Below are 5321 nucleotides of genomic sequence, written 5' to 3'. Positions count from 1 at the left end.
AATATAAGGTAATTTGGATGCGCTACAATTTCTCGTAATCCTAATACCTTCTCACTCTGTCTGTATAAATATGGATGTTCAGCCAATGGGCAGTACGGATGCTTCCAAAAACCTTTTCATTCGGCGCGCAGCAGATGGATTCTCGCGAGCAATATAGGTAACATCTGACGCAAATCGTCGCGCGCCGAAGACAACCAAACAACCGGAAGCATCACTTGTCCTGTTCAGCTTCAAGCTGACTGATTATAACTTCCATTTCAGCCATAACCTCATCATGCGGAATAGGAGGATATGGATTTGCAAGACTGCTCGCTACCTTATCGCGCAGCCATGCAGTGTAGCTGCTTTCCTGTTCAACGGTTTCGAACTCTGAAATTAGCGGAGAAAGGGTGGTCTTCATAATATATGTCCTTTCTATTCCTGAATATTGGAGATAATTACTCTTGTCTATGTTGTTAATATTAGCGAATTGAAAATGTTTAACTTTTAAGCGTCCAAAGTTCTTTTGATCTTAAAACTTAAGGCTTTTTAACCCTCTCAAAAAACACGAGGGCTAATGTCATGATTTTGACAATCATTCCAGAGAGATTTAAGAGGAAGATAGCCTCTCATTAAAAAACAAATTTTGTAAGTAAAAAACTATTTTTATTGTAAATTTCCTGAAATTACTTTATGAATTAAAAGATGTTTTGGTCGAATACGCAACGACCAAAAGGGGCCTTGAAAACCCTAAGTTCTAGCGTAAAGATGAACCCACTTTGTGGGTATCCCGGAATTCCGGGAGTTTTTGCTATGTCCAGGTGCTTTAAGCACTAAAAGCAAAAAGGCTGACTAGAACTCAGTATTTTCAAGCTCCCGGAATACTCATGCGAGGGCGCTCGCGACCGGCGGGGGGCTTTAAAATGCGAACCAAAGATCTTGATAATGATCTTTTTATTGGCAAAAAAATTCGTTTGAGACGAAAAATGCTAAAAATGTCTCAAACAACTTTAGGGCACGCTTTAGGCGTCACTTTCCAACAAATTCAAAAATATGAAAACGGCTTAAATCGTGTCAGCGCAGGGCGTTTAATGGAAATTTCTGATATTTTGAATGTTCCCATTGCCTTTTTTTATGCCGATATCTTAACAAAACACCAGCCCCCATACCACCATGAAGAAATTGCATCAAGCACAGAGGAATACCTGCTTCTCAAAAGATTTAGAGTTCTAACAACGGTAAAAAAGAAAGCCTTTTTACAGCTGATCTCTGATGAGAATGCAAGCTAACATCACGCGATAGTGTGTGCTATTCAAAGTCCCCTTTGTGAACACTTTATTGCTTGAATGCAAAACATGCCACCCCTCCATTTTAAGAAACGACACGTTAAGAGACACTATTTTAATTTTTATTGTAAATTTCCTAAAATTACTTTATGAATTAAAAGATGTTTTGGTCGCATACGCAACGACCAAGAGGGTCTTGAAAGCCCGAAAATCTAAACATGAATTTACCCCACTTTGTGGGTATCCCGGAATTCCGGGAGTTTTTGCTATGTCCAGGTGCTCTTAGCACTAAAAGCAAAAAAAGCTGATTAGATTTCAGTACTTTCAAGCTCCCGGAATACTCATGCGAGGGCGCTCGCAACCGGCGGGGAAAAATGCAATCTCAAAATCTTAATATTGATCTTTTTATTGGCAAAAAAATTCGTTTGAGACGAAAAATGCTAAAAATGTCTCAAACAACTTTAGGGCACGCTTTAGGCGTCACTTTCCAACAAATTCAAAAATATGAAAACGGCTTAAATCGTGTCAGCGCAGGGCGTTTAATGGAAATTTCTGATATTTTGAATGTTCCCATTGCCTTTTTTTATGCCGATATCTTAACAAAACACCAGCCCCCATACCACCATGAAGAAATTGCATCAAGCACAGAGGAATACCTGCTTCTCAAAAGATTTAGAGTTCTAACAACGGTAAAAAAGAAAGCCTTTTTACAGCTGATCTCTGATGAGAATGCAAGCTAACATCACACGGATAGCGTGCGCTATTCATAAGCATTCATACGTATTTTAAAAAGCAACCTCCATTGTAAGCATTTTTTCATTTTATGGGGATAAGCCATTGATATAATAGAAGATAAGCATCTTTACATACGATAATCCCTCATCATTATTATTTTTAACAGGACTGTATTATTTTTAACAGAACTGTTTTAAACAGTCTGTCTCTCGTCGACATTTATGCTACTTTTTTAACTTACCCAACCCTACCTTGAACCAAGACGAAAAACTGAGAGATAAAAAGTAATATAGAAATGAGATTCTTATACGGCTTGTAATGATGAAAAAAAAATGTGAAAATTCTGATCGGTAATGAGGAGAAAACACCATGATCAAGAGAAGCGTGAAGCTGCTTATCTTAGGCGTGATTGGGCTTGCAAGTTCTGCTGTAAGTTCAGCGGGAAACACTGAAGAAATCTCAAATTCTGAAAGCTCTTTCAATACGATTCAAGAAGCTTCAAACACTCAAGAACCCTTTCAGCCCTTAAAAGCTGGAGACTATGACCAAGCCTATGACTATTACATCCAAGGTTATTATTTAAAAGCTTTTCGTGAAGCACTCCGACGTGCTGAAAAAAATGATCCTTTTGCACAAACTCTTCTTGCCCGAATTTATATGGAAGGATGTGCTGTTCCTATTGACGGTGCGCGTGCTGCTCTATGGTTTGAACGCGCTGCAAAACAGGGGGAACCCCAAGCACAACTACGCTATGGACTTATGTTGTTTGATGGTAACTTTATAAAACAAAATCAAGAACTTGGTGCGCAATTCATTCAAAAAGCTGTCAAAGCAGGCGTCAAGGAAGCCTATTTTTATTATGGACAACTGCTTCTTTATAAGGCCTCACAGGAAAAACAAGCTCTCCCTGGTGTTTCTTCCCAAAGTCGTGAAAATGAAGCAATAGAGCAAGCCTTAAAATGGTACTTAAAAGGTGCTGCTCTTGGCGATGCTGAAGCGGCTTTTTCTGCTGCAAAAATTCTTTCCTTAGGCACGTTAAAGCGACCAAAAGATGATCGCAATGCCCGCAAGCTCATGGAGGTAGCGGCTCAAAACAACCACTTAAAAGCTCAACTTCATTTAGCACAATGGCTTGTACAGGGGCGTGGAGGAGAAACAGATTTTCAGCGTGCTTTTCATTTACTTCAAAGAAATGCTATCAACATGGTAGCACCAGCACAGATTTCCCTTGCAAGGCTTTATCGAGATGGCACAGGAACAAAAGGCGATATAATAATGGCAGCGGCATGGTATATGCTCGCAAAGGAGGCAAAAATGCAAGCTCCTGATCTTGAAATAATGCTCCAAGGCATGGATAAGGCACAACTAGAAAAAGCGCACAAAGAAGCAATAAAGCTCCTTCCTGTTTTTTAAATACTCCTCTCTGCATCAAAAAGATAAAATTTATAGAAATTCCGGGAGATTTTGCTCTGTCCAGGTGCTTTAAGCACTAAAAGCAAAAAGGCTGATTCGGATTCAGTATTTTCAAGCTCCCGGAATACCAACGCGAGGGCGCTCGCAACCGGCGGGGGCTTTAAAATGCGAGCCAAAAATCTTGATAATGACATTTTCATTGGTAAAGAAAACGCACTGGTATCATTTGCTTAACAAACAATACCCAATAAGCAAAAGAGCTAGGCTATCCTGAAAATTCCGCAAGCTCTATTTTTTCATTCTTTTTGCTTGGATGAAAAACACGCCGACTCTCAGTAAAAAGCTATTTTTTATTGCCAAGCCTCCGAAATTACTTTACATATTGAAAGGTGTTTTGGTCGCATACGCAACGACCAATAGGGCCTTGAAAACCCGAAAACTCAAACATAAATTTACCCCGCTTTGCGGGTATCCCGGAATTCCGGGAGATTTTGCTATGTCCAGGTGCTTTAAGCACTAAAAGCAAAATGCTGATTCGAGGTCAGTGTTTTTAGACTCCCGGAATACCAACGCGAGGGCGCTCGCAACCGGCGGGGGCTTTAAAATGCGAGCCAAAAATCTTGATAATGACATTTTCGTTGGCAAAAAAATTCGTTTGAGACGAAAAATGCTAAAAATGTCTCAAAAAACATTAGGTCAACATTTAGGTGTTACTTTCCAACAAATCCAGAAATATGAAAACGGCTTAAATCGTGTCAGCGCAGGGCGTTTAAAAGAAATTGCCGATATCTTAAATGTTCCACTTGTCTTTTTCTATGCAGATATCTTAACAAAACAACAGCCCCCGTACTCTCATGATGAAATCGCATCAAGTACAGAGGAATACCTACTTTTAAAAAGATTTAGAGTTCTAACCTCGATAAAACAAAGAGCCATTTTACAATTACTCTCTGATCAAAATGAAAGCTTTTAACATCATAATATAGGGCGCTACACTCTCTATTCTTGACTTGCCTCCCACCCCTCAAAGGACAGAAGCCCCTTCCCTATCCAGTTGGGAAACAATCCGTCTTCTCAGAACAGAACTCTTTTAGCTTCCCATTTTATGTGGTTCATTTCACAAGATTATCCGGACAAGCTCTCCCTCAAATATTCACCACACACTCTCATAAAAACATCACATGTACAAAGTTTTATGTCTTATAGCACCACACCTCAAACGACAGTATTTTACAGCAAACAGAATAAGCATTCATACGTATTTAAAAAAAGACAGCCCTCAAAAAGCAATGCTTGAAAATTTTTTTGGTCGATCTGGAACAGAACCTAACGCATCATTTTATAATGGTGATAGAGGACATGATCTTAACATGCAAACGCAAAAAATTGCTTTTTTATCATAATCACTAAAAGCAGCTGTTTATTAAAATATACGCCACCAGAAGCACTTCAAGCAGCCTTTACAGCTGAAACCATTATTCATTGATTAATTAACCGATTGATTAGATACCGATATGTTGTTAATGTGCTATAAGTAAAGTTGCTCTTAATTTCTGGAAGAGGAGCTTCGCAAATAAAGAGCAACAATAAGTAAGGGGAATTAAAGATGTTAAAATATTTATTGCTGTCACCGGTTGTGTTGGTGGCTGGTTGCGCATCTGTAGGCAATTATTCATCAAATTATGTTGATCAAAGTCTTACAAAGCGTCAGGCACAATTAGTTGCTAACAAATTTATTAGCGGTAACAAAGGGTTTTTACCACCAGCTACAACCACACTTCTTATAAAGAAAAATAATACAGCAGACAGCTTTACTCCTTTATTTATCAATCTGTTGCGACGGAATGGATATAATGTGATCTATACAGATCAACCTCAAAAGCAACAAAACATGGGTGTGAATTTGAG

At 38.9% G+C, this 5321-nt stretch carries 6 protein-coding genes; 5 read left to right on the top strand and 1 reads right to left on the bottom strand.

Annotated elements, in window-relative coordinates; translation table 11 throughout:
* Window positions 1–211 precede the first annotated feature (211 nt).
* Window positions 212–400, bottom strand: coding sequence for an antitoxin (locus ACFIL8_RS07420; RefSeq protein ID WP_375611750.1), 189 nt, complete (start codon window positions 398–400; stop codon window positions 212–214).
* 466 nt (window positions 401–866) lie between these two features.
* Between ACFIL8_RS07420 and ACFIL8_RS07415 the strand changes: the two genes are divergently transcribed.
* The 5 genes from ACFIL8_RS07415 to ACFIL8_RS07395 form a co-directional block, all read left to right on the top strand.
* Window positions 867–1268, top strand: a complete 402-nt coding sequence (locus ACFIL8_RS07415) for a helix-turn-helix domain-containing protein (protein WP_375681279.1) — start codon at window positions 867–869, stop codon at window positions 1266–1268.
* Window positions 1269–1639: 371 nt separating this feature from the next.
* Complete coding sequence (locus ACFIL8_RS07410; protein WP_375689300.1) at window positions 1640–2005, top strand: helix-turn-helix domain-containing protein; 366 nt, start codon at window positions 1640–1642, stop codon at window positions 2003–2005.
* A 364-nt stretch (window positions 2006–2369) separates the two neighbouring features.
* Window positions 2370–3413: a tetratricopeptide repeat protein gene (locus ACFIL8_RS07405; protein WP_375611748.1), complete on the top strand. Its 1044-nt coding sequence runs from the start codon at window positions 2370–2372 to the stop codon at window positions 3411–3413.
* A gap of 604 nt (window positions 3414–4017) precedes the next feature.
* Window positions 4018–4386, top strand: coding sequence for a helix-turn-helix domain-containing protein (locus ACFIL8_RS07400; protein ID WP_375632054.1), 369 nt, complete (start codon window positions 4018–4020; stop codon window positions 4384–4386).
* 633 nt (window positions 4387–5019) lie between these two features.
* Window positions 5020–5321, top strand: a 302-nt coding sequence (locus ACFIL8_RS07395; RefSeq protein ID WP_375689298.1) for a hypothetical protein, incomplete at its 3' end; no start/stop codon positions are given.

Origin of the sequence: Bartonella sp. AP57NXGY (assembly GCF_042195805.1) — a bacterium.
Classification (GTDB): domain Bacteria; phylum Pseudomonadota; class Alphaproteobacteria; order Rhizobiales; family Rhizobiaceae; genus Bartonella.
Note: the sequence above shows the minus strand (reverse complement) of the source record. Positions and strands in the feature narration are given on the sequence as shown.

Coding starts and splice junctions, on each gene's coding strand:
- ACFIL8_RS07420 (WP_375611750.1), bottom strand. CDS start 400: ATGAAGACCACCCTTTCTCCGCTAATTTCAGAGTTCGAAACCGTTGAA.
- ACFIL8_RS07415 (WP_375681279.1), top strand. CDS start 867: ATGCGAGGGCGCTCGCGACCGGCGGGGGGCTTTAAAATGCGAACCAAA.
- ACFIL8_RS07410 (WP_375689300.1), top strand. CDS start 1,640: ATGCAATCTCAAAATCTTAATATTGATCTTTTTATTGGCAAAAAAATT.
- ACFIL8_RS07405 (WP_375611748.1), top strand. CDS start 2,370: ATGATCAAGAGAAGCGTGAAGCTGCTTATCTTAGGCGTGATTGGGCTT.
- ACFIL8_RS07400 (WP_375632054.1), top strand. CDS start 4,018: ATGCGAGCCAAAAATCTTGATAATGACATTTTCGTTGGCAAAAAAATT.